Source organism: Acetobacter cerevisiae (assembly GCF_001580535.1).
Classification (GTDB): domain Bacteria; phylum Pseudomonadota; class Alphaproteobacteria; order Acetobacterales; family Acetobacteraceae; genus Acetobacter; species Acetobacter cerevisiae.
Genome location: NZ_LHZA01000157.1, coordinates 213,702 through 232,755 on the forward strand (window position 1 = coordinate 213,702; position 19,054 = coordinate 232,755).

The following is a 19,054-nucleotide window of genomic DNA, read 5'->3' on the forward strand; positions in this document are numbered from 1 at the left end:
TCCGGGGGATATTTTTTTATCTACTGTAGCTGTGAAGCCTGCTGAAATGCCGATTTTACCGGCTCATCAGCACCGTCAGATCGGCATGTTCCAGAATATAACGCGTCACGCCGCCCAGAATGAGCTGACGGAGGCGGGAGTGGGAATAAGCCCCCATGGCCAGCATATCCGCATCAAAATCGTGGCAGGCTGCCAGCAGGCCCTTGCCGACATCCCGGTCTACCGGCGGGAAATCGACAGAGTCGGCTTTAATACCGTGAAAAGAAAGATAGTCGATCACATCGCGCGCCTTGGGGCCGCGACGCTGATAATCCTCACAATGCAGAACCCGCACCGCTTCTGCCGTCTGAGCCCATGCCAGAGCGCCACGCAGGGCTGAAGAGGATTCAGCCGTGCCGTTCCAGCCAATGCAGACGCGCTTAATCATGCCTTTGGGGGGCGTGCGGGGCGCGATGACAACAGGGCGGCCACTATCAAACAGAACCGCATGCAGCGTTTCGGAAGACGAGGCTTCCGCGCCTGAATCCGGATGCGGCACCAGTGTGAAGTCCGACAGACGGGCGTGAGAGGGGACAATCTCACTTTCCGCACCATTGATGATGTTGAAGCTGATGCTCGGCTTGTCCCACGGGAAAACCGAGTGAGGAGAAATCACTTCAATATCCGGGTGCGCCGCCACAAAGCGTTCAAACAGCGCACGCACTTCATGCGCATGGCGTGAGCTTTCATGCTCGGCGGTGCGCATCAGATCTTCCACCATCGCGCCGGACAGGCCTTCGCCGGCCAGCGGTGCAATGTCCCGGCCATCCGGGCGGACATGCAACACAGCCAGATGCGCCCCAAAGCGGCGGGCAAAATTGTAGCCCCGAATCAGCGCGGCTTCCCCATTGGAGGTGCTGACCATGGGGAGCAGGATTTTACGGACATCTTTCATTGTTCTTGTTCTCCGCGTTGATAAGAATCGGGCTGGCCGACCGGTTGACCTGTTCCGTAAGAGTTATGGATATAAACGCGTGACATTCCAGTGGTTTCCGTCCCGCGTCCATGTTGCGCGATCATGCAGGCGGTAGGGTCTTTCCTGCCAGAACTCAAAACAGGTCGGTGTCACCCGGTAGCCAGACCAGTTTTCCGGACGCGGAATGAGATCCTGCCCCTCGTAACGGGCTTCCACATCTTTCAGGCGCTGCTCAAAAATGGCGCGGTCCGCCAGCGGGCGGGACTGATCAGACGCAACAGCCCCCATGCGGGAGATACGGCTCCGACTCGCAAAATAGGCATCGGCTTCTTCCGCGGTAACCGGGGTTACCGTGCCTTCAATCCGGATCTGCCGACGCAGGCTCTTCCAGTGAAACAGCAAGGCGACATGCGGATTTTCCGCCAGTTCATTCCCCTTGCGGCTGTCGTGATTGGTGTAGAAAACAAACCCACGACGATCCATGCCCTTCAGTAGCACAATCCGGGCTGAAGGGTGGCCATTCGGCGTGCTGGTGGCAACGACCATGGCGTTTGGATCTGAGGGTTCGGTTTTTTCAGCCTCCTGCATCCATTCGGAAAACAGAGTGAACGGATCGGCCGCAAGGTCAATCAACGCTGGCGAGGAGGCCGGGGAGGGAGTGGAGGTCGATTCAGTCATACCCTGTTCTTTCAGCATCGAATAAAGCCGCTCTTCACGCTTTGTATCGAAAGGCAAGAATGGTTTGAAGCGTTACGCAAGCGCTTTGGTCTTGTTTAGCAGGCTGTGGTATGCGACCAACCGCTACAGTTTTTAGAGCACACTCAACAGACAGGTCGAGGTCACAGCATGTCTTCCAACAACACCACATTGCCCGCCCAGGGAACATTGATGCAGGGCAAAAAAGGTCTGGTAATGGGTGTTGCCAATGATCGTTCCATTGCCTGGGGGATTGCACAGGCGGTTGCGGCTCAGGGTGGTGAGATGGCGTTCACCTATCAGGGTGAAGCGCTGGGCAAGCGCGTCAAGCCGCTGGCTGAAAGCATTGGGGCCTCTCTGGTTCTGCCGTGTGACGTGACGGATGAGGCCGCTCTGGATGAGCTGTTTGCCACGCTGGAGAAAAAGTGGGGCAAGCTGGACTTTGTGGTGCATGCTATTGGCTGGGCCGATAAGCAGTTCCTGCGTGGGCGGTATGTCGATACCCCGCGTGAGGCCTTCCTGACGGCCATGGATATTTCCTGCTTCTCCTTTACCGCAGTGGCCCAGCGCGCCTCTGCCCTGATGAAGGATGGCGGTTCTCTGCTGACCCTGACCTATCTGGGCGCTGAACGCGTAATGCCGCATTACAATGTGATGGGTGTTGCCAAGGCTGCTCTGGAAGCATCTGTTCGTTACATGGCGGCAGATCTGGGGCGTGATGGTATTCGCGTCAACGGTATTTCTGCTGGCCCCATCAAGACGCTGGCTGCCAGCGGCATTGGCGATTTCCGCTACATTCTGAAGTGGAACCAGTATAACGCACCGCTGGAACGCAACGTGGCGTTGGAAGAAGTGGGTGGGGCAGGGCTTTATATGCTCTCTGACCTGTCTTCCGGCGTGACGGGTGAAATTCATCACGTGGATTGCGGCTATAACATTGTGGGCATGAAAAACCCCACGGCTCCGGATATCTCTGTAGCAGGCGACTGAGGTTTACTGTGTCCTACAACAGCTTTGGCCATCTTTTTCGCGTCACCACCTGGGGTGAAAGCCATGGACCGGCCATTGGCTGTGTAGTGGATGGTTGTCCGCCCCGCCTGCCTCTGACAGAGGCTGATATTCAGCCGTTTCTGGATCAGCGCCGGCCCGGTCAGTCTGCCTTTACCACCCAGCGTAAGGAGCCGGATGCCGTGCGCATCCTCTCTGGTGTATTTGAAGGGCAGACAACGGGCACCCCGATTTCCCTGCTGATCGAAAACACGGACCAGCGGTCCCGTGACTACGGCGATATTGCTCAGACTTATCGCCCCGGTCATGCGGATCTGACGTATGACCTGAAATACGGCATCCGTGATTATCGTGGTGGCGGACGCTCTTCGGCGCGTGAGACGGCGTGCAGGGTGGCGGCAGGTGCTGTGGCGCGGCAGGTGCTGGGGCAGGGCGTGCGTATTCGCGGTGCTCTGGTGCAGCTTGGTCCGCACAAAATCGACCGTTCCCGCTGGAACTGGGATGAAGTGACCCGTAATCCGTTCTTCTGCCCGGACGCGGCCTGCGTGCCGGAATGGGAAGAGTATCTGGCTGGTATCCGTAAGGCGGGGCTGTCCATCGGTGCGGTGATTGAAGTTGTTGCGGAAGGCGTTCCGCCCGGTCTTGGCGCGCCGGTTTACGGCAAGCTGGATTCTGATCTGGCTGCTGCGCTGATGAGCATCAATGCCGTCAAAGGTGTGGAAATTGGGGATGGGTTTGCGTCTGCCGCTCTGACCGGCCTTGAGAATGCCGATCCGCTGTCCATGCAGGATGGCCAGATTGCTTTTGGTGCAAACCATGCTGGCGGCATTCTGGGTGGTATTTCCAGTGGTCAGCCGGTTGTAGCGCGGTTTGCGGTCAAGCCGACCAGCTCAATGCTCGCACCGGTGCCGTCTGTGACGCGTGATGGTCAGAATAAAGACGTCATTACCAAAGGACGGCACGACCCGTGTGTTGGGATTCGTGCAGTGCCCGTAGGAGAAGCCATGATGGCCTGCGTGTTGGCAGACCATCTTTTGCGGCATCGCGGACAGGTTGGCTAAAGCTTAGCCAACCAGTTTGGCGTCCAGCGTAATGTTGGCTTTGAAGAGTTTGGAAACCGGGCAGCCAGTCTTGGCTTTGTTCGCCAGTTCCTGAAACTGTTCGGGTGTTGCGCCCGGCACTTCGGCTTCCAGCTTGAGGGCTACCGCATCAATCTCAAATCCATCAGCGGCCTTGTTCAGGCTTACTTCGGCTGTGGTGTCGATGGATTTTGCTGTCAGACCGGCATCTCCCAGAATGAGGGAGAGCGCCATGGAAAAACAGGCTGCGTGCGCAGCACCCAGCAGCTCTTCCGGGTTGGTGCCCGGCTTACCCTCAAAGCGCGTATTAAAACCGTAAGGCTGGTTTTCAAGGGCATGGCTTTCCGTGGAAATAGTGCCGCGCCCTTCTTTGATGGTGCCTTCCCAGTGGGCAAAGCCATGTTTTTTGATAGCCATGATATCATCCTTTTCTTCGTCGGGCGGAGAGTGCACAGAACGCGGCCTCAGCCGTTAAGTTCACGCAATGCTGCTCCGCTCTCGCAGAGATGAGAACCGTGGCGGACTGAAAATGTGGCATAGGATATGCGCATAACCACACGGGTTACCTCACGCCCGCTCTTGCACCGGAGCGGGAACCACGGCATGCGGGAAAGACCTTCTGCCCGTCTCCTGCTTCCGATGGGAAGAAATGGGCTGATAATGCGGAGACCATGATGAGTTCCACCACGACCGATCCTTCTTCATCCGTTGATGTCGCCCTGATTGGTGGGGGCGTGATGAGCGCCACCCTTGGGGTGTTTCTCCGGCAGTTACAGCCGGACTGGCGCATCAGCATTTTTGAGCGTCTGGATAGTGTGGCGGAAGAAAGTTCGGATGCGTGGAATAATGCCGGTACCGGCCATTCAGCACTGTGTGAGCTGAATTATACGCCGCAGAAAGCCGATGGCAGCGTGGATATCAGCAAAGCTGTTGCGGTGAATGAGGCGTTCCAGATCTCCCGCCAGTTCTGGTCCCATCTGGTTGAGAACGACATTATCGCCTCTCCGCGTGATTTTATTACGCCTGTGCCGCACATGAGCTTTGTCTGGGGGGAAGCGAATGTTGCCTTCCTGCGTAAGCGCCATGAGGCCCTGAACGCCCACCCGCTGTTCTCGGGCATGGAATATTCTGAAGATCCCGCGCAGATGGCGCAGTGGATGCCGCTTGTTATGCAGGCGCGGCCACCGGGCCAGCCTCTGGCTGTAACGCGGAGCCTGAACGGGACGGATGTGAACTATGGCGCACTGACGCGCCTGCTGTTCAGCTATCTGACAGAAACAGGCGGCTGCACCCTGCATACCAAACATGATGTGCTGAATATCAAGCGCGGACCGGATGGGCGGTGGCAGATTCTGGTGCAGGATCTTCGTCTCAATACGCAGCGTACGGTCAATGCTCGCTTTGTCTTTATTGGGGCAGGGGGCGGTGCGCTGTCTCTGCTTCAGAAGACGGGTATCCCGGAAGCCAAAGGGGTCGGCGGGTTCCCGGTCAGTGGCCAGTTCCTGCGCTGCACGAACCCGGAGATTGTGGCGCAGCATCGGGCCAAGGTGTACGGGAAGGCTTCTGTTGGTGCGCCGCCCATGTCCGTGCCGCATCTGGACACTCGCATGATTGACGGCAAGCCCGCGTTGCTGTTTGGGCCGTATGCGGGCTTCTCAACCCGTTTCCTCAAACATGGGTCTCTGATGGATCTGCCCCGCTCCATCCGTCCTGATAACATCAAGGCTATTCTGTCCGTTGCGCGGGATAACTGGCCGCTGACCAAATATCTGATTGAGCAGGTCATGCAGTCCAATAGTGAACGGATGAATGCCCTGCGGGACTTTGTCCCCACCGCGCGGTCCAAGGACTGGGAACTGGTGGTGGCTGGCCAGCGCGTGCAGATTATCAAGAAAGACGCTCAGAAGGGCGGGGTTCTGCAGTTTGGGACGGAAGTGATTTCCAGTCAGGATGGTTCAATCGCCGCTCTACTTGGGGCGTCTCCGGGGGCTTCCACCGCAGCACCCATCATGCTGACCGTGCTGAAAAAATGTTTTGCCGAGAAGCTGCCGGAATGGGACGCAAAACTGAAAGCCATGATCCCGTCTTATGGTCAGACGCTGGCGAATAACCCGGACCTGTGTGCTGAGCTGCGGGATAAAACCACGAAGGTTCTGGAACTGGCAGACGTCTGAAGTTTTGTAACCCTTCGCTGCGGGCCATGAAGCACAAGTTCGCAGCGAGGGAGGCCTCAAAAAATTTCGATGTGGCTTTTAAAGCCAAGCATGGCAGCGTCAGGCAAATTGCCTTGTCCATTGGGCCGGAAATAATATTCAAAAACCGGCTGGAAGATGACGCCGCGCATGACATGGATGGCGTAATTCACTTCCAGAACGCTGGTATGCCGCTGGATGCCGGTGGCGTGGTTGATCATGGTCTGATTTTGGCTCTGTAAAAGTGCCTCGGTTTTCTGCACATTTTTGGCAATATGCGTGTAGCTGAACGCAATCCCGATGGTGTCATAAGGGCGGTTGCGCCAGAAACCCCGGTTAATCAGCGCGCCGTAAATTTCATAATCTCGCAGAGCTGTGTGCGGGTCATTATAGATCAGCCCACCAAGAGCCGTGATCCCTGAGTTTTTCTGGCTTTTACGATAGCGCAGAAGCTGCTGGTACAGCATGAGCCAGCTTGACCAGCTATATTGGCGTCGTGCCGGTTGGGCACCCGTCAACACATAGGGTTTTCCACTCGTGTCCCGGTAGGTGTCCGCAACCGATACATCCTGCAAGGCGGCACCAATTTTATAGTGGCCGGGCAGGCTATGGCTCCGTCCTGCTCTTGGTTCCCACCCGACTTCAACCGGCACAACATGGCCGACGATATTGGCTCCGTTGAATTTGAAGCCTGTGCGGTGCTGCGCCACCTGATAAATGCCGTCTTCCGCAAAATAGATGCCCGTTTGCACGTAGACATCACGGGTCGGTCTCCCGCGTACGCGGAAGGCCCACGTGGCTGCGGGATAGCCTGGATAGTAAGAACTGTCTGAAATTCCTTGGGGCGTCCGCAGATGCTGCCGTTCATGAAGTTGCAGAACAGCTCACTGGCGGCAAAATCTGAAAGCTCGGCCATGCGGCCGCCCGCTATGGCAAGGCGGTTACCAAACAGGTTTTCTTCCGCATAGAGCATGACGAGATGCACGGCCACGTTCCCAGCCCCGCCATAATCTTCTGAGCTATGGTTGAGCCAGTCTCCAAACATGCGGTTTGCCGTGGTGCCATAACGCCCGGTCGTAATCATATGCGTGGCCAGCCCTTTCAGGCCGGCCAGCATTTCCCAGTCGATATTCAGGGAGGCTGCATATTGCCCGGCATTACTGGCCCCTTGCCGATAGGTGCGAAATTTCTCGCCGCGGGCCGGTTTGGTGATGGCTCCTGCAAATTCATTAGTGTTGGCGAACAGAAAGGCAATGCCGCGCCGTCGTAACCAGCTTGTCATGCCACCCGGGTCTGAGAATACGGCTTCTGGCCGGGCAAAGGGAGGTACGGTTGAGGGGGGAGAGCCTTTATCCGGCAAAGGCGTATCAACCCGGATAGCGGGTTCGTTCCTCAGCTCCTGATCATCTGTCTGGGCATAGGCCGGAGTCAAAACGAGAAAAGAGAAGAAAAAGACGAAAAAAAGCGTAAGGGCTGACGACCATTTTTTGACGTGTTGAGACCAGATCACATCGAAAAACGGGATTTTATGAAGAAAACTCCAGAAGGAGTATGCGAGTTTTTCCAAAAATCAGCCTATTTATTTTGTTTTTATGGGTTTTCTTAATTATTCATGCAATTTTTTTGGAATTGAAGGAAGAAAGGTAAGGGTCAAGAAAATGTGTTCATCCGTCCGGCCTACGCCGTGGATGACTGCAATTTGTGGGAAGGGTTTGGATGCCCCCGATACTGGTTAACAAAAACCATGCGGCACGACGGCTCAGTCGTCAGTCGGAAATCGACATATCCGCACGGTGCCACCAGCAGGCCTCACGCGGGCGAACGGCCGGGATCATGTCATCCGGGTTGCCGCTGAAGGTCACGGTATTGGTCGGCGTTTCCTGCAGCGAGACCTCCGTGCAACGGAGCACGTCGCCATCTGCACGCAAAAAGGCGCTGAGTTTCGCCATCATCAGGCAGACCATCAGTTCCGTTGTCGGGTCACCCGGTGTGATGACAATGCGCTGCGCCCGGGCAGGCTCGTTGGACTGGAACCATGCCAGCAAGGGATCATCTTCCGCCAGTTGCAAGGCGTGATCCAGTTTTTCATCCACAAAGCGATGCCATGTGCTTTTTGCCCGCTGGAACGAGACCGGCATATTGCCTTTTCCATCCAGCCGTGCGCGGGTCGTGGGGCTGAGGCGTACAGTTACAAATTCATTGTGCCCGTGGGGCAGGGCACAGGATTCACTAGCTCCGTGGATCAGCCGGTGGCCCATGGAAAAGCGACGGGTAAAAACCAGATCAGGCATTGGTCTTCTCCGCTACATACTCTTCCCACCCGGCGCGGCGCAGGGCGCAGGCGGGACATTCTCCACAGCCATGCCCCCACGGGTGCAGGGTGCCGCGGTCTCCCAGATAACAGGTGTGGCTTGCCTCATTGATCAGGGACACAAGCGGAGCCCCGCCCAGGTCTTCAGCCAGTTTCCAGGTTTCGGCTTTATCAATCCACATCAGCGGTGTGTGCAGCACGTAGCGTGAGTCCATGCCAAGGTTCAGTGCGACCTGCACGGCTTTAATGGTGTCATCCCGGCAGTCGGGATAGCCGGAATAATCTGTCTCGCACACGCCGGTGACAATGTGGCGAATACCGCGGCGGGCGGCGAGGGCTGCGGCAAAGGTCAGGAAAATGATGTTGCGACCGGGCACGAAGGTATTGGGCAGACCATCTTTTTCCATGGCGATTTCTGCATTGCGGGTCAGGGCTGTGTCAGAAATATCGCCCAGTGCTCCCAGAGCAAGGGTGTGGTCCATGCCCAGCCGTTCTTTCCAGAGCGGATTTTGGGCGCGCAGGCCGTCTCGCAGGGTCTCACGACATTCCAGTTCCACCGCATGGCGCTGCCCGTAATCGAACCCCAGCGTTTCCACTCGTCCAAAGCGGGCGAGGGCCCATGCCAGACAGGTGGCGGAATCCTGGCCGCCGGAAAACAGGACCAGAGCAGCTTCATCAGAGGCACGTGCGGGAGTGGACATGGGTCAGGGGATACCGGTCAGCTTGTGGGTCTGTAAAGAAAGGCCCCATTTGGGGTGGGCCAGACAATAACGGATGGCAGCCTGTATATTGTCGTTCTGGTTCGGCCCGTCCATGGGTTGGAGCCAGAAATGCTTGAAATCAAGATGTTCCAGTGTGGCCGGATCAAGCCCCGGCTGCGGATAGACCAGCTTGAGTTCTGTGCCGCTCGTCTGTGCCAGTGCCGCGCCCTCTTTGGGGCTGATGCATAGCCAGTCGATGCCCTCCGGTGCGTGCAGCGTGCCATTGCTTTCCACCGCAATGGTGAAATTGCGGGCATGCATGGCGTCAATCAGAGCCGCATCCAGCTGAAGTAGCGGTTCACCACCGGTAAAAACCACCAGCCCCGGCACCGTCATGGCGTTGCCAGACACGGGCCAGAGGCCGGCAATGGTCTCGGCCAGCTTCTCGGCAGTTTCAAACTTGCCGCCGCCATCACCATCCGTGCCGACAAAATCGGTATCACAGAACTGACAGATGGCCTCGGCCCGGTCAGATTCCCGACCAGACCACAGGTTACATCCTGCAAAACGACAGAAGACGGCCGGTCGCCCAGCCTGTCCACCCTCACCCTGCAGGGTGAGAAACATTTCCTTGATCATATAAGACATGCGACAGCTCCTGACGCAGATCAGGCAAGGAATGCAAGAGACATTTTAGACAGAAATGCCAGTTGTATGCATGCCCAGCTTATCCAGCAGCTTGCGATCCCGCGAAGCCTGCGGGTTTGGCGTGGTCAGCAGGCGCTCACCGTAGAAAATGGAATTTGCACCGGCAAGGAAGCACAGGGTCTGTGTTTCATCGCTCATATCTTCACGGCCAGCGGCCAGACGGACGCGGCTTTTGGGCATGCTGATACGGGCCGTCGCAATCATACGGACAAAATCCAGCGGATCGACTTCTTCAGACTCACCCAGCGGGGTGCCCTTTACGCGCACCAGCAGGTTGATCGGAACGCTTTCCGGGTGCGCGGGCAGAGAGGCGAGGGCGGCGATCAGCCCGGCGCGATCTGTCTCATTTTCACCCATGCCGACAATGCCGCCACAGCAGACATTAATGCCCGCATCCCGCACGTTGGACAGGGTATCCAGCCGGTCCTGATAGGTGCGGGTGGTGATGATGTCGCCATAATAATCGGGCGAGGTATCCAGGTTGTGGTTGTAGTAATCCAGTCCGGCTTCACGCAGCTTGCCAGCCTGTCCGGCATCCAGCATGCCTAGTGTCACGCAGGTTTCCAGACCAAGGTCTTTGACGCCTTCAATCATGGCGCAAACGGTTTCCAGATCATGCTCCTTGGGGGAGCGCCATGCGGCACCCATGCAGAAGCGGCTGGCCCCAGCTTCCTTCGCCTTGCGGGCTTCTGTCAGCACGGCATCGACGGCCATCAGGCGCTCGGCCTTTACGCTTTTTTCGTGCAGCGCGCTCTGCGGGCAATAGGCACAATCTTCCGGGCAGCCGCCGGTTTTAATGGAGAGCAGCGTGGAAATCTGCATTTCCGTGGGGTCAAAATGCGCCCGGTGTGTTGCCTGAGCACGGAACATCAGCTCCGGAAGCGGAAGGTCCAGCAGAGCCTGAATTTCCGGCACCGTCCAGTCATGACGGACTTCCGGCAAAGGGGCTGAGGGAGAACGCGTTACAGGAGAAGAACCGTCAGGCATGCGCAAAGAACCAGATTTTAAGTGGAAAGTAGGACTGAATATATCCGGTTTGCCCCGGCAAGACCAGCCTGCAGAACGTCGGGGATGGCCCGGATTGAGATTTCATTTCGGGCCATAGGGAAAAGGAATATCCGGCTAGAGGGCTGCATGCAGGCTTTTAATATCCGCTGCCAGCGCATCGACCTGAGTAAGATCCGCATCCCACGCGAACATGAAGCGCGCGCCACCGCCAATAAAGGTGTAAAAGCGCCAGCCTTTCTCTCGCAGGCCCTCCAGCAGAGTTGCCGGGGCTTTCAGGAAGACAGCATTGGCTTCTGGGGGGAACATCAGTTCCAGCCCGTCAAGCGGGGTAATCTGTTTGGCCAGATGCGCAGCCGCAGCGTTGGCACTTATAGCATTGCGGAGCCATGCCCCGCTTTCCAGAACGCCAACCCACGGGGCGGCCAGAAAGCGCATTTTGGACGCGAGTTGCCCGGCCTGTTTGCAGCGGTAATCGAACCCTTCCGCCAGATCGCGATCAAAAAACAGAATGGCTTCCCCAACGGCCATGCCGTTTTTTGTGCCGCCAAAACACAGCACATCTACGCCGGATTGCCATGTCATCTCCGCCGGCGAGCACCCAAGGGCAGCGCAGGCATTGGCAAAACGGGCACCGTCCATATGCAAACGCAGGCCCAGATCACGGCAGACAGCGGAAATGGCCTGTATTTCAGCCAGCGTATAAACCTGCCCGGTTTCGGTCGGTTGGGTAATGGTAACGGCGCGGGGTTTGGGGAAGTGAATGTCCGTTCGTTCTGTTGCCAGCGTGCGGATGGCGTCAGGCGTCAGCTTGTCGCCCTCTGTGGAGGCAGGCAGCAGTTTGGAGCCGTTGGAAAAGAACTCCGGTGCGCCGCATTCATCGGTTTCCACATGCGCCAGAGCGGAGCAGATCACACTGTTATAGGACTGACACAGGGACGCCAGCGCTAGCGCATTGGCCGCTGTGCCATTGAAGGCAAAAAAGACATCACAGTCTTTTTCAAAGAGGGTGCGGAAGGCGTCCGCCGCGCGGGTGGTCCAGATATCCTCGCCATAGGCTGGCACGTAGCCCTGATTGGCCTCCTGCATGGCGGCAAGAGCCTCCGGGCAGATTCCGGCATAGTTATCGCTGGCAAACTGTTGGGTAATCTGTGTCATGTTTGATCTCTTCAAAACGGTACGAGATCAAAAGACAAAGCGACGACGCGCGTGGCATGGGTCCGTTATTGCCGGTCTTCTGGCCACATCCCTTCACTGCAACGCAGGGAAGGCACCACCTTGCACGGACGCAGGTTGGTGTCAGGCGTCGGCCTGACTCTTGATGCTTCTGACCCTACTCATAAATATTCGATGAAAAAACACAACAATTTGTTGGAAAGGCGTGGGGGAAGGAGCGGTACGTGCGCTCCTTCCCAAAAAGGCCGGGTTATTTAGTGGTGTAACCGCCATTGACCAGAATGGTCTGGCCCGTCATCCACCAGCCTTCCGAGACCAGAAAACGGACGAACGGTGCAATATCTTCAATGTCCGTCAGCCCCGTTTTGCTGAAGGCAGACAGGGCGGCGGCGGTTTTATGATACGCTACGGCCTCCGGTGCTTCCTGACCGTAAAAGAACGGCGTGTCCATCGGTCCCGGACCAATGGCGTTCACCGAAATGCCGCGTGCGCCAAACTCCTTGGAGGCTGCCCGCGTGAAATGTTCAACCGGAGCCTTGGCACCTGCGTAGGTGGAATAGAATGGGGTGTAAGCCCCCAGCAGGGACGTGACGAGGGTCAGTAGTTTGCCGTTGTCATTCAGGTGCAGTCCGGCTTCCTTAATGAAGAAATAGGCCGCCTTGGAATTGATGGCGAACATCTCGTCAAACTCGGCTTCCGAGGTTTCCACAATCGGCTTTTTCAGCACTTTGCCGACGGTATTGATGGCAATATCGGGCTTACCGATGGCGGCAATGGTGTCCGCAAACAGTTTGCTGTTAGCGGCTGCGGTCGTCAGGTCTGCCTGCAGGGCAACGGCCTGCACACCGGCGGCTTTCAGGTCGGCCAGAGTTTTTTCGGCCTCGGGTCGGCTCGCGTCACTATTATAGTGAATGGCAATGGCTTTGACGCCATGCGCAGCGAGATCGCGGGCAATCAAGCCGCCAAGGTTCTTGGCGCCGCCCGTAATCAGAGCGGTTTTTCCTTTGAGACTGTGGTCTGCCATATCCGGTTGTCCTTTCGTTGAAAGACACCGCAGGATGCGGACTTTCATGAGGGAAACAGTATCATCTCGTTTTCATCAATAAATAGGTGTCTTTAGACAACACTTGTCGTATGATACGAACAATGGGGCGTGCTACCCGAGGGTGTTGTGGACCGGATTGATCTTTTTCGTATTTTCCTGCGCGTTGTGGATTCTGGCAGTTTTTCAAGGGCTGCGGATACTCTCAACATGCCCCGGTCTTCCGTTTCGACCGCTATTCAGGCGCTGGAAAGCCGGGTAGGGGCGCGCCTGCTGTCCCGCACAACGCGCACAGTTTCCACCACGGCGGATGGTCGGGCTTTTTACGATGTCTGCCTCCGGCTGGTGGCGGATGTGGAAGAGGCGGAAGGTCTGTTCCGGCGGGATAAAGCGACACCGCGCGGCGTTTTGCGCGTGGATATGCCGGGGCGGATCGGCCGGTTGATCGTGGCCCCGGCCTTACCGGAATTTCTGGAGCGCTATCCTGAGATTGATATTGAACTGGGGGTAACGGACAGGCCTGTCAATCTGGTGGAAGATGGGATTGATTGCGTGCTGCGCATCGGGCCTTTGCAGGATTCCGGGCTGATTGCCCGCAAGGTGGGCGAACTGGCGTTGATTAACGTTGCAAGCCCTGTCTACCTCGCTCGTTACGGCATGCCCGGCACTCCCCAGGATCTGCCGAATCATCTTGCTATCGGCTATGCGTCTGCCTTCAGTGGGCGCGTAGAAGAATGGGAGTGGCAGGAAGGCGGGCAGCTACACACCTGTGCCATGGCTAGCCGTGTGACCGTCAACAGTGCGGAAGCCCTGATAGCCTGCTGTCTGGCCGGATTAGGACTGATTCAGGTGCCAGCCTATGATGTGCAGCACCACTTGAAGACAGGGGAGTTGGTGGAAGTCCTGCCTGCGTGGCGGGGAGAGCCTATGCCGATGACGTTACTCTACCAGCACCGTCGACATTTTTCTCATCGCTTGCAGGTCTTTGCGGACTGGCTGTGCGCGTTGCTGGAGCCATGTCTGCATGATGCAGGTGAGGGGCGATCTGCGTGAAAAACGTGGAAAAGGTGCGCAGAGGGCTGTGCAGGGCGTGACAAATCCCGACCCATACGAGAGACTGTCTTTCAGATAATCAAAACAGGACGCACTGCCATGACCCTTACGTTTTCTCGTCTGACCCGAGCCGCACTGGCGGTTTGTGCCGCAGGGATGCTGGCAGGGTGTGAGCATAATACGCAAGACCAGAGCCGCAACAGCGTTCGGCCGCTCCGTATTCCCAATCCGGCAGCGCTTTATTGTACCAAAAAAGGTGGCACGCTGAGCATGCAGCAGGACGCGACCAAAGGACAGGTTGGCTACTGCCATCTGCCGGACGGCACAGTGATGGACGAATGGGAACTGTTCCGCCGGGATAATCCCAAGCCGACAAAATAACAGCGGATCGCAGAGAACGTCCGCCAGGTCTGATCGGTCTGCTACGGCAGGACTGGTTGTCTGGCGGGTGTTGATTCTGTGATTTATTGAGAAATTAAGGGTAGGGCACGTATCAGGGCTTTTGCTTTGAATGGTTTCTTAGCGTGGAGCTGTTTCTGGAGATCCGTTCAGTGCACTAAGCCTGAGAGACATTCGACAGATCCGCTTAACAAAGGCGCATGAGAAAGCGTGGTTTTGCGAGTGTCGGTAGTTCAGGCGTGTCCTGAGGCGCTACGACCTCATTAGAAACACTCGCTGTGCGCAGGCCAAGTGATGATGAACAACCGGTCCTGTGCTACGTCTGGTGCGCCGATCCAACAGGATCATCGGAGCTGATCAGACTGAGAACCGTGGGACCTTCAGCTTCTAATTACTGGCGTGGAGCACATGCATCACCATACAGAAAGCCCACAGCAGATCATGACAGTTGAGGGGAATGGATCTGGCGGGATTTTTGATGCCTGACCCGCCAGGACATAAATCGCATAAGGTATATTATGCCAACTAAATGATATCCGAGGGCGGATGTGGTGGCGGGTTATGGCGGATGTGGTGGCGGGTTATGCCGGATCTGTCGACCGCCACACAACGGGATTGCTGGGCCTGCCGGCTTCTTTAGATGTTTGAGGAGCTCTGCAGACCGGCTGCACGGAAATTATCCTAATGCATTGTTTTGGAATAATTTTTCTGGAGCAAAGCGATTTCAGATGCATGTGAGGCGCGTATAAAGCGTCAGAGAGTGCTCTGAAGCGTTTTCCGCGATGAATAGTCTCGGTGACGTTGTTTGGCTCTGTGAGCCTCTTTGACGGGACTCTCCTACTCGCCGTCGTGCGTGCGTCTCTTCCGCCTTCTGCATGAACGCGCAGTTCCGTACCATCCCAGGAGACAACGCTGGCTCCGACATTCGATCCGCTTGTTTTTTCAGTGACTTATGCCGATCAGATTGTTTCAAAAATGACAAATAACATTTCGGCAAAAGACATAGCGTGCTTTTCAGGCTAGAAAACATCATCTGTGTATGTGGAATACCTTACCTGCAAAATACGAAATTCTTTCGTGGAGAATGGGCTTGAAGCGGCATCTATTTACGTGCAATATCCTGTAAATACTATTTCACGTAGTTGTTATTGGAATTCCCGAATGTCTGTTGCCCGGTCAGTTCTGACAGTCTTGCGCTCCCAGGCCCAGGATCCTGTCAGACTTCTCAGCACAGCATCTGCTCAGCTTGGCAAAAAGGTGGGCGTGCTGTCCTCCTTTGGCGCGGAATCAGCCCTTTTGCTGGCTTTTGTGGCGGAAGTAGATCCGGATATGCCTGTGCTGTTTCTGGAAACGGGTAAGCATTTTCCAGAAACTCTGGCTTATCGGGCGGAACTGGCCCGCTTTCTTGGTCTGAAAAACGTGATTGATGTTCGGCCCGCACAGGCCGAGGTGCAGGAACGTGACCCAACCGGCGAACTCTGGGCGTTTGACCCGGATGCCTGCTGCCGTCTGCGGAAAGTTGAACCGCTGGATCTGGCAACGTTGCCTTATGAGGCACTCATAACCGGTCGCAAGCGCTCTCAGGCTTCCACCCGTGCCGCTCTGCCAGTGGTGGAAGAAAAGGAGGATGGCGCAATCCGCCTGAACCCGCTGGCGCTCTGGGAGGCTGAAGACATTACGCGGGAAATGGCCCGCCGCGGCCTGCCCCCGCATCCACTGGTGGCGGAAGGCTACCTCTCTATCGGCTGTGCACCCTGCACGCGCCCTGTTGGTCAGACTGCAGACCCGCGCGCCGGGCGCTGGGCCGGACTGGCTAAGACAGAGTGCGGCATTCACACGGCTTCCTGAACGTTCAGGACACCTTAATCTCTCTTCTCAAAACAGGTTTGACCAGACAAATGGACCATCTTGATCAGCTCGAGGCACAGAGTGTCTTCATCCTTCGGGAAGCCTATCGCAAGCTTAAGCCTCTCGCCATGTTGTGGTCTTTGGGTAAAGATTCCAACGTCATGGTCTGGCTGGCCAAAAAGGCTTTTCTGGGCCGCGTGCCCTTCCCCGTCATGCATGTAGATACCGGCAAAAAATTCCCGGAAATGTATAAATTCCGGGATGAATATGCCAAAAAGTGGGATCTGGACCTGCTGCTGGGCACCTGTCCGCCGGTTGAAGAGATGGACCCGTCCCTGCCGCCAGCCGCTCGTTCCGCTGCGCGCAAGACGGCTGGTCTGGCCGCGATGATTGAAAAGCATAAGCTGCAGGGCGTGATTGCCGGCATCCGTCGTGATGAGCAGGGTACACGCGCCAAGGAACGCGTTTTCAGCCCGCGTGGTGCCAGCCACAAGTGGGATATCCGCAACCAGCCGCCAGAATTCTGGGACCAGTATGCCACCCCGCATGAGGAAGGCATGCACATCCGTGTGCATCCTCTGCTGTCATGGCGGGAGATTGATATCTGGCGCTACATCGAGCGCGAAGGTATCCCGCTGGTGGATCTGTATTTTGCCAAAAACGGCAAGCGGTATCGCTCTCTGGGCGATCAGGACATTACCAACCCTGTTGAAAGCAATGCCAGCACGCTGGCTGAGGTTATTGCTGAGCTGGAAACCACCCGTACGTCCGAACGGTCTGGCCGGGCCATGGATCATGAATCCGAAGATGCCTTCGAGCGGCTGCGCGTCGCCGGTTATCTCTGAGCCTTAGCGGACTGGAATAGAATTATGACGAATACGCTTTCCCCCTCTGTGGCTCAGTCTCAGGAGCCCGCGACGCCGATCGTTATCGTCGGTCACGTTGACCACGGTAAATCCACCCTGATTGGCCGCCTGCTGCATGACACGGATAATCTGCAGGACGGTAAGGTCGCCCAGATTATTGCCTCGTCCAAAAAGCGCGGACTGAAGGTTGAGTGGAGCTTCCTGCTCGACTCCCTTCAGATCGAGCGCGATCAGGGTGTGACGGTTGATTCCACCCGCATCCCCTTCCTGCTGAATAAGCGGGAATTTGTGATTGTGGATGCGCCGGGTCATCGCCAGTTCCTGCGTAACATGATCACCGGCGCTGCGGATGCGGAAGCTGCTGTGCTGGTGGTGGATGCGGCTGAAGGTGCTCGGGAACAGACCCGTCGTCACGCCATGCTGCTGCACCTTATCGGCATCCGGCATGTGATTGTTCTGTTGAACAAGGTCGATCTGCTGGACTTCGATCAGGCCAAGATTGAAGCCGCAGAAAAATCCGTCTCCGAACTCCTCACAAAGCTGGATCTGGAAGCCGCTCTCTTTATTCCGGCCTCTGCGCGTGATGGTGATAACATTGCCAGCCGTTCCGACCGGATGCCCTGGTATAGCGGCCCGACCCTGACGGAAGCTCTGGCACAGGTCCCCTCGCCTGCGTCTCGCGCGGAACTGCCGCTGCGCCTGCCGGTGCAGGATGTCTACCGCTTTGACGACAAACGGTATGTGGCAGGTCGCATTGAGCGTGGCCGGGTGCGCGTAGGCGATACAGTGATTATCGGCACGCAGAAAACCCCTGCGAAGATTTCTTCCATCGCAAGCTGGCACACTGCGCCGCAGATTTCTGCTGCTGCGGGTCAGTCCGTCGCTGTTACGCTGGAGCCGGATGTGATCCCGGACCGTGGGGATCTGCTCCACAAATCAGAAACTCCGCCGGTTGCGGCCTCCCGCATCCGTACGCGCCTGTTCTGGCTGCGTCAGGAGCCACTGCGTGTGGGGGAAAGCTTCCACCTGCGTCTGGCGACAGCGGAACATGCCGTGACGGTGACGTCCATTGATTCCGTCGTGAATCTGGACGACCTGCAGAAATATGCGGGCGAGGAAGTCCCGGCAGAAGGCTTTGCAGAAATCACGCTTTCTGCTGCAGAAACCATCCTGTTTGACCCCTTCGTGCCGGGCACGGCAGACGGGCGCGGCGTTCTGGTGGACCGTCAGCAGCGTATTGTGGGTGGTGCGCCGCTTCTGGGGCCTGCTGCTATCGCTGATGGTGAAAAGGTTATTCACCCCACAGGAAGCACCGTCACGACGCAGGACCGTACGCGGGCCAAGGGGCATCGTGGCGGCGTGTTCTGGCTGACGGGCCTTTCCGGCTCTGGCAAAAGCACTCTGGCACGGGCAACGGAAGCAGCCCTTTTTGCTGATGGTGTGGACGTTACCGTTCTGGACGGCGACACTCTGCGTGCCGGCCTGTGCAAGGATCTGGGCTTCTCTGAAGCTGACCGGACTGAAAATGTCCGTAGGGCAGCGGAAGTTGCCCGAATTCTGCGCGATGCCGGTCAGGTTGTGCTGGTCGCACTGATCTCCCCCCTGCTCTCTGACCGCGCTTTGGCTCGTCAGATTCTCGGGGAAGAGTTTGCTGAAGTCTTTGTGGATGCAGACCTTGCAACCTGTGAGCAGCGTGACCCCAAAGGGCTGTATGCTGCGGCACGGTCTGGCAAGATCAGCGGCTTTACGGGCATTGATGCGCCTTACGGAGCACCGGTCAGCCCTGCCCTGCACCTGAAAACCAGCGCAGGAAGTGTTGAATCCGAAACGAAAACACTTGCATCCTTCATCAAAGACACCGTCAGATTGTCAGGTGCGCTGAAAGCCCGCTCTTAATCAGGGCGAAGCACGGGTCAGAATAGAGTGTTGCCATCCGCAACCTGTGTTCTGGCTCGTGCGCTTTCAGGGCTGTGCCTGAGGATGGTGGCAGGAGAAGGATGAAGATGAGTTCCGGT

Annotated in this window: 17 protein-coding genes, 1 pseudogene and 1 riboswitch; of the genes and pseudogenes, 8 read left to right on the plus strand and 10 right to left on the minus strand. The window is 56.9% G+C overall.

Going from position 1 to position 19,054, the window contains the following annotated elements; translation table 11 throughout:
- Window positions 1–55 precede the first annotated feature (55 nt).
- Together AD928_RS13845 and pdxH are read right to left on the minus strand one after the other, a co-directional pair.
- Entirely contained in the window at window positions 56–934 is an 879-nt protein-coding gene (locus AD928_RS13845; protein ID WP_062251103.1) for a universal stress protein, read from the minus strand.
- 63 nt (window positions 935–997) lie between these two features.
- A complete protein-coding gene (gene pdxH / locus AD928_RS13850) occupies window positions 998–1,633 on the minus strand; it encodes a pyridoxamine 5'-phosphate oxidase (protein WP_062140451.1) in 636 nt (211 codons plus the stop codon).
- A 168-nt stretch (window positions 1,634–1,801) separates the two neighbouring features.
- On the opposite strand from pdxH, the gene fabI reads away from it, so the two are divergent.
- Together fabI and aroC are read left to right on the plus strand one after the other, a co-directional pair.
- A complete protein-coding gene (gene fabI, locus AD928_RS13855) occupies window positions 1,802–2,641 on the plus strand; it encodes an enoyl-ACP reductase FabI (RefSeq protein WP_061509200.1) in 840 nt (279 codons plus the stop codon).
- Window positions 2,642–2,649: 8 nt separating this feature from the next.
- A complete protein-coding gene (aroC, locus tag AD928_RS13860; RefSeq protein ID WP_062251104.1) occupies window positions 2,650–3,720 on the plus strand; it encodes a chorismate synthase in 1,071 nt (356 codons plus the stop codon).
- 3 nt (window positions 3,721–3,723) lie between these two features.
- Here aroC and AD928_RS13865 read toward each other — a convergent pair whose 3' ends face one another.
- Complete coding sequence (locus AD928_RS13865) at window positions 3,724–4,155, minus strand: OsmC family protein (protein ID WP_062140453.1); 432 nt, start codon at window positions 4,153–4,155, stop codon at window positions 3,724–3,726.
- A gap of 254 nt (window positions 4,156–4,409) precedes the next feature.
- Between AD928_RS13865 and AD928_RS13870 the strand changes: the two genes are divergently transcribed.
- Window positions 4,410–5,912 (plus strand): malate:quinone oxidoreductase, encoded by a 1,503-nt coding sequence (locus AD928_RS13870; protein ID WP_256441345.1) that lies wholly within the window; start codon window positions 4,410–4,412, stop codon window positions 5,910–5,912.
- A 56-nt stretch (window positions 5,913–5,968) separates the two neighbouring features.
- On the opposite strand, the pseudogene AD928_RS15390 reads toward AD928_RS13870, so the two are convergent.
- The 7 genes and pseudogenes from AD928_RS15390 to AD928_RS13905 all read right to left on the minus strand — a co-directional run bounded on the left by AD928_RS15390 (window position 5,969) and on the right by AD928_RS13905 (window position 12,855).
- Window positions 5,969–7,362, minus strand: a pseudogene (locus AD928_RS15390) (carbohydrate porin).
- Between the two features lie 334 nt (window positions 7,363–7,696).
- Window positions 7,697–8,221, minus strand: coding sequence for a 6-pyruvoyl trahydropterin synthase family protein (locus AD928_RS13880; RefSeq protein ID WP_062251105.1), 525 nt, complete (start codon window positions 8,219–8,221; stop codon window positions 7,697–7,699).
- The gene (gene queC / locus AD928_RS14860; protein WP_062251106.1) at window positions 8,214–8,942 is read right to left on the minus strand and encodes a 7-cyano-7-deazaguanine synthase QueC; all 729 of its coding nucleotides are present in this window, start codon (window positions 8,940–8,942) and stop codon (window positions 8,214–8,216) included. Before queC ends, AD928_RS13880 begins: the two co-directional genes overlap by 8 nt.
- 3 nt (window positions 8,943–8,945) lie before the next feature.
- Window positions 8,946–9,590: a 7-carboxy-7-deazaguanine synthase gene (gene queE / locus AD928_RS14865; RefSeq protein WP_062251107.1), complete on the minus strand. Its 645-nt coding sequence runs from the start codon at window positions 9,588–9,590 to the stop codon at window positions 8,946–8,948.
- A gap of 45 nt (window positions 9,591–9,635) precedes the next feature.
- Window positions 9,636–10,637, minus strand: coding sequence for a biotin synthase BioB (gene bioB, locus AD928_RS13895; protein WP_062251108.1), 1,002 nt, complete (start codon window positions 10,635–10,637; stop codon window positions 9,636–9,638).
- Between the two features lie 135 nt (window positions 10,638–10,772).
- The gene (locus tag AD928_RS13900) at window positions 10,773–11,813 is read right to left on the minus strand and encodes a threonine aldolase family protein (RefSeq protein ID WP_062251109.1); all 1,041 of its coding nucleotides are present in this window, start codon (window positions 11,811–11,813) and stop codon (window positions 10,773–10,775) included.
- A 55-nt stretch (window positions 11,814–11,868) separates the two neighbouring features.
- Window positions 11,869–11,985, minus strand: a riboswitch (SAM-I-IV-variant riboswitch).
- Between the two features lie 96 nt (window positions 11,986–12,081).
- Window positions 12,082–12,855 (minus strand): SDR family oxidoreductase, encoded by a 774-nt coding sequence (locus AD928_RS13905; protein ID WP_062140203.1) that lies wholly within the window; start codon window positions 12,853–12,855, stop codon window positions 12,082–12,084.
- A gap of 147 nt (window positions 12,856–13,002) precedes the next feature.
- Between AD928_RS13905 and AD928_RS13910 the strand changes: the two genes are divergently transcribed.
- The 5 genes from AD928_RS13910 (at window position 13,003) to cysC (ending at window position 18,935) form a co-directional block, all read left to right on the plus strand.
- Window positions 13,003–13,926: a LysR family transcriptional regulator gene (locus AD928_RS13910; protein ID WP_062251110.1), complete on the plus strand. Its 924-nt coding sequence runs from the start codon at window positions 13,003–13,005 to the stop codon at window positions 13,924–13,926.
- A 99-nt stretch (window positions 13,927–14,025) separates the two neighbouring features.
- Window positions 14,026–14,307 (plus strand): putative hemolysin, encoded by a 282-nt coding sequence (locus tag AD928_RS13915; RefSeq protein ID WP_062140208.1) that lies wholly within the window; start codon window positions 14,026–14,028, stop codon window positions 14,305–14,307.
- 1,179 nt (window positions 14,308–15,486) lie between these two features.
- Window positions 15,487–16,173, plus strand: coding sequence for a phosphoadenylyl-sulfate reductase (locus tag AD928_RS13920; RefSeq protein WP_062251111.1), 687 nt, complete (start codon window positions 15,487–15,489; stop codon window positions 16,171–16,173).
- 50 nt (window positions 16,174–16,223) lie between these two features.
- Window positions 16,224–17,018 (plus strand): sulfate adenylyltransferase subunit CysD, encoded by a 795-nt coding sequence (cysD, locus tag AD928_RS13925; protein WP_061491034.1) that lies wholly within the window; start codon window positions 16,224–16,226, stop codon window positions 17,016–17,018.
- Window positions 17,019–17,042: 24 nt separating this feature from the next.
- Window positions 17,043–18,935 carry an adenylyl-sulfate kinase gene (gene cysC / locus AD928_RS13930; protein WP_062251112.1) on the plus strand — a complete coding sequence of 631 codons (1,893 nt, stop codon included), beginning with the start codon at window positions 17,043–17,045 and terminating at the stop codon, window positions 18,933–18,935.
- Window positions 18,936–19,054: the final 119 nt, after the last annotated feature.

Coding starts and splice junctions, on each gene's coding strand:
- pdxH (WP_062140451.1), bottom strand. CDS start 1,633: ATGACTGAATCGACCTCCACTCCCTCCCCGGCCTCCTCGCCAGCGTTG.
- fabI (WP_061509200.1), top strand. CDS start 1,802: ATGTCTTCCAACAACACCACATTGCCCGCCCAGGGAACATTGATGCAG.
- queC (WP_062251106.1), bottom strand. CDS start 8,942: ATGTCCACTCCCGCACGTGCCTCTGATGAAGCTGCTCTGGTCCTGTTT.
- bioB (WP_062251108.1), bottom strand. CDS start 10,637: ATGCCTGACGGTTCTTCTCCTGTAACGCGTTCTCCCTCAGCCCCTTTG.
- AD928_RS13870 (WP_256441345.1), top strand. CDS start 4,410: ATGATGAGTTCCACCACGACCGATCCTTCTTCATCCGTTGATGTCGCC.
- AD928_RS13905 (WP_062140203.1), bottom strand. CDS start 12,855: ATGGCAGACCACAGTCTCAAAGGAAAAACCGCTCTGATTACGGGCGGC.
- AD928_RS13915 (WP_062140208.1), top strand. CDS start 14,026: ATGACCCTTACGTTTTCTCGTCTGACCCGAGCCGCACTGGCGGTTTGT.
- AD928_RS13880 (WP_062251105.1), bottom strand. CDS start 8,221: ATGCCTGATCTGGTTTTTACCCGTCGCTTTTCCATGGGCCACCGGCTG.
- AD928_RS13900 (WP_062251109.1), bottom strand. CDS start 11,813: ATGACACAGATTACCCAACAGTTTGCCAGCGATAACTATGCCGGAATC.
- AD928_RS13845 (WP_062251103.1), bottom strand. CDS start 934: ATGAAAGATGTCCGTAAAATCCTGCTCCCCATGGTCAGCACCTCCAAT.
- cysD (WP_061491034.1), top strand. CDS start 16,224: ATGGACCATCTTGATCAGCTCGAGGCACAGAGTGTCTTCATCCTTCGG.
- cysC (WP_062251112.1), top strand. CDS start 17,043: ATGACGAATACGCTTTCCCCCTCTGTGGCTCAGTCTCAGGAGCCCGCG.
- AD928_RS13920 (WP_062251111.1), top strand. CDS start 15,487: ATGTCTGTTGCCCGGTCAGTTCTGACAGTCTTGCGCTCCCAGGCCCAG.
- AD928_RS13865 (WP_062140453.1), bottom strand. CDS start 4,155: ATGGCTATCAAAAAACATGGCTTTGCCCACTGGGAAGGCACCATCAAA.
- queE (WP_062251107.1), bottom strand. CDS start 9,590: ATGTCTTATATGATCAAGGAAATGTTTCTCACCCTGCAGGGTGAGGGT.